This is a genomic window from Intrasporangium sp., assembly GCF_032907665.1.
In the GTDB taxonomy this organism is placed as follows: domain Bacteria; phylum Actinomycetota; class Actinomycetes; order Actinomycetales; family Dermatophilaceae; genus Intrasporangium.
In genome coordinates this window covers 31,005-35,023 of the sequence record NZ_JAJJPG010000023.1, presented here as the reverse complement: position 1 = coordinate 35,023, position 4,019 = coordinate 31,005, and the positions used below count along the sequence as shown (strand labels likewise).

Sequence of the window (4,019 nt, the reverse complement as noted above, 5' to 3'; positions counted from 1 at the left end):
AGCAGGTTCACAACAGCAGGTTCAAGTCGTCGGCAGGGTGTTCGGGCGTCCGCGGTGGAGCAGCGGGGCGTCCCGGGTCGTGTTCTCCCGCCTCGACGTGTGTCCCGAAGGAGACGTGTCGTGGTGCGCAGGTTCAGTGATCCAGTCGAGGTCCGCGTGGGGGAGCCGGAGCGTCCGGAGGCCTTCATCTGGCGCGGACGACTCTATGTCGTGCGTGACGTCCTCTCGCAGTGGCGGGAGCGACGCGCCTGGTGGCGGGACGCGCTCGACGCCGAGGAGGCGGACGTCGTGCCCGGGAGCTCGATCGCCGCGGCGGCGAGCGAGCACCGGGTGTGGCGCGTCGAGGCGAGCCCGGGGTGGTCGTTCGCACCGGGGGTCTACGACCTCGCCCACGACGAGTCGGCTCAGGGCGACCGGTGGTCACTCGTCCGGGTCGCTGACTGACAAGGAGCTCCATGATGACCTTCGTGCCCGACGGGACCGCAGCGTCCACGCACTCACGTTCGACCTCAGGTCCAACGTCGCCCGCTTCACGATCGACCTCACGTCCAGGGTCGAGCACGACTCCACGGGGCCGGCCGGCCGGAGGAGCGGTGACATTCCCCCGGCCGCCGATGCCCGCAGCGGTGCACGACCTGCTCGACCGGGCCAGGAGCACTCTCGAGGAGGCCTGCCGCACGGCCGACGCCTCCGAGCGCTACCGGGACGCCCACCTCGGGGCGCTTCGCGCTGCCGCCGCCCTCGTGGCCGCGCGCACCACGCCGTCGCCGCGATCCCGCCCACGGAGCGTCTGGCAGATCCTGCCCGGCCTCGCTCCCGAGCTGGCGGAGTGGGCGGCCTTCTTCGCCGCCTGCTCCGCCCACCGGTCGATCATCGACCGGGGCGGGCGGATCCCGGCCCGCGAGGCGGACGACCTGCTCCGGCAGGCGGAGATGTTCCTCGAGATCGTCCAGGGCATCCTCGGGGTCCCGATCACCGTGCCCCTGCCCGAGCTGACGACCCCGCTCCTCGTCTCGACCACGGCACCGTCCTCGCCCAGCCCCGGAGCTCGACTCGTCCGATGACCGACAGCTTCGTCCACCTGCACGTCGCGTCGGGGTACTCGATGCGATACGGCACAGCCAAGCCAGAGCAGCTCGTCGAGCGGGCCGCTGCCTTCGGGCAGCCTGCGCTCGCTCTCACCGACCGCGACGGACTCTACGGCGCAGTCAAGTTCGTCACCGCATGCATGGCGCGGGGGATCGACCCGATCCTGGGGGTGGACCTCGCCCTGGGCCCGGACCCGATCGAGCCGCGCCGCTACCCGGGGGCGGTGAGCGGTGGGCAGCGAGGCGCGACGCGAGCACGGACCCCGGTGCGAGGCGGCGCCCTCGTCGACCCGCGCCTGCCCCGGGTGACCGTCCTGGCCAGGGGGAGTCGGACCGGCCTGCCTCCCGGGGCGGGCTGGGCCGCGCTCTGCCGGCTCGTCACCGACACCCACCTGAGTGGGGAGCGCGGCAACCCGGTGGCCACGGCACGCCTGCTCGCCGAGCACGCCAGACCTGTCGCCGAGGTGGAGCGCCCCGCGGACGGTTCCGGTGAGAGGGGGCCGGGCCGTCCGGCTCCCGATGAGAGCGCCCGGTCCGAGTCGTCGTCGTCCCGGCTCGTCGTGCTCCTCGGGCCCGACTCGGACGTCGGTCGCGCGGTGCTCGCCAGGAAGCAGTCCCTCGCCCGGGCCATCCTCGAGCGGTGGCGCGAGGTCCTGCCGAGGGACGGGCTCGCAGTCGAGATCGTCTGCCACGGGGGTCCCGAGCACCTGCCCGGCAGCCTCGGACAGGCCGGTCGGATGCTTGCCCTCGCCGCCGAGGTCGGCGTGCCGACGGTGATCACCGCGTCGGTCCGGCACGCCGACCCCCAGGACGCCGCCATCGTCGACGTCCTCGACGCGGCACGCCGGCTGGTCGCTCTCGACGAGCGCCACCTCGACCGGGTGACGACGGCCGGGCATCTCTCGCCCACCCCGGTCATGCACGCGCTGGCGCGGGACGTCGTCCAGGTCTCGGGACCGGGTCTCGTCGGCGGGGGAGCGCTCGCCCGGCAACGGGCTGCCGAGCTCATCGCCCGGACGACCACGATGGCCACCGAGTGCATCCAGGACCCCCGTGCCGATCTCGGAATCGGCTCCGTCCACCTCCCCGAGCCCGGCGTGCTCGGCCTCCGTGAAGGAGTCAGTCCGCAGGCCGTCCTCGCGAGGCGGTGCCGCGAGTCGATCGGATCCCACTATCCCGGCCACTCGGCGACGCAGCTCGCAGCGGTCAGCGAGCGCCTCGAGGACGAGCTGCACGTCATCGAGACGCTGGGCTACGCGACGTACTTCCTCACCGTGGCGCAGGTCTGCGACCTCATCCGCGAGATGGGGGTCCGGGTCGCGGCCCGAGGGTCGGGGGCGGGCTCGCTGGTCAACTACCTGCTCGGCATCTCCGGGGTCGACCCGATGCGTTACGGCCTGCTCATGGAACGCTTCTGCTCGCCGTTGCGAGCCGAGCTGCCCGACATCGACATCGACGTCGAGTCCGCGCGGCGCACCGAGGTCTACGAGCGAATCCTCGACCACTTCGGTGGCGAGCGGGTCACGTGCGTCTCGATGATGGACACCTACCGCGTGCGCCACGCGATCCGTGACGCCGGTGCCGCGCTCGGCTTACCGCCGCAGGAGATCGATGCGATGGCGAAGGCCTTTCCCCACATCGCGGCCCGCAACGTCCGCAACGCCCTCGCCGAGCTGCCCGAGCTGCGCGCGAGCGGGCTCGACGTGCCACGGCTCCAGCTGATGTACGACATCGTCGAGCGGCTCGACGGGTTGCCGCGACACATCGCCCTGCACCCGTGCGGAGTGGTTCTCTCCGACTCCGCGCTCCTGGATCGGACCCCGGTCGAGGCGAGCTGGCTCGGCTTCCCGATGAGCCAGTTCGACAAGGACGACGTCGAGGCGATGGGCCTGCTCAAGCTCGACGTCCTCGGCATCCGGATGCAGTCCGCGATGGCCCATGCAGTGACCGAGGTGGAGCGGGTCGACCGGACCGGAATCGACCTCGACGACGAGTCCCAGGTGCCCCTCGACGACGAGGAGACCTTCGAGCTGATCCAGTCGACCCGGACGCTGGGGTGCTTCCAGATCGAGAGCCCGGGGCAGCGCGAGCTCATCGGCAAGTTCGGGCCGCAGACCTTCGAGGACCTCGTCATCGACATCTCCCTCTTCCGGCCCGGTCCGGTCAAGAGCGACATGATCGTCCCCTTCCTCAATGCGAGGCAGGGGTGGAAGGAGCCGTCCTACCTCCATCCCACGCTCGTGCCGGTGCTCCGGGAGACGGAGGGGGTCGTCGTCTTCCACGAGCAGGTCCTGGGGCTCGTCGCCGAGACGACCGGGGTGACCCTCGCCGAGGCCGACGAGGTGCGACGGGCGCTCGGGTCACCGGCAGGCCAGGACGAGGTCGAGAAGTGGTGGCGACCCGCGGCCCGGGCCCGCGGGTACTCCCCGGAGGACGTCGACCGGATCTGGAGCGTGCTCAAGGCCTTCGCGTCCTTCGGGTTCTGCAAGGCCCATGCCGCGGCCTTCGCCCTGCCGACCTACCAGTCGGCGTGGCTCAAGACCCACCATCCGGCTGCCTTCCTCGCCGGGGTCCTCACCCACGACCCGGGAATGTATCCCAAGCGGTTGATCCTCGACGACGCCCGGGCCTTCGGCATCACGATCCTCGGGCTCGACGTCAACGTCTCGACGGGGGAGTACCGCTTCGAGCGCACCGAGGACGGCGGTGAGGCGATCCGGCTCTCCCTCGCCGACGTCCATGGCATCACCGACCTCGAGGTCGCGAGCATCGTCGCGGGACAGCCGTACTCCAGCCTCTCCGACTTCTGGCAACGTGCTCACGTGTCCCGGCCGGTGGCCGAGCGTCTCGTCCTCGCCGGCGGTTTCGACGCGATCCACGACATCGTCACGGGTGGGATCGTCACGGGTGGGATCGGCACGGGTGGGATCG

Annotated in this window: 3 protein-coding genes; all 3 read left to right on the top strand. The window is 71.5% G+C overall.

Annotation, left to right across the window (positions count from 1 at the left end; genetic code table 11):
• Positions 1–120 precede the first annotated feature (120 nt).
• Positions 121–444 carry a DUF6504 family protein gene (locus LOY02_RS05770; RefSeq protein ID WP_317181379.1) on the top strand — a complete coding sequence of 108 codons (324 nt, stop codon included), beginning with the start codon at positions 121–123 and terminating at the stop codon, positions 442–444.
• A 149-nt stretch (positions 445–593) separates the two neighbouring features.
• Entirely contained in the window at positions 594–1,064 is a 471-nt protein-coding gene (locus tag LOY02_RS05765; protein ID WP_317181378.1) for an SAV_6107 family HEPN domain-containing protein, read from the top strand.
• The coding region (gene dnaE, locus LOY02_RS05760; RefSeq protein ID WP_317181377.1) for a DNA polymerase III subunit alpha at positions 1,061–4,019 on the top strand (2,959 nt) is incomplete at its 3' end. The genes LOY02_RS05765 and dnaE, both read left to right, overlap by 4 nt.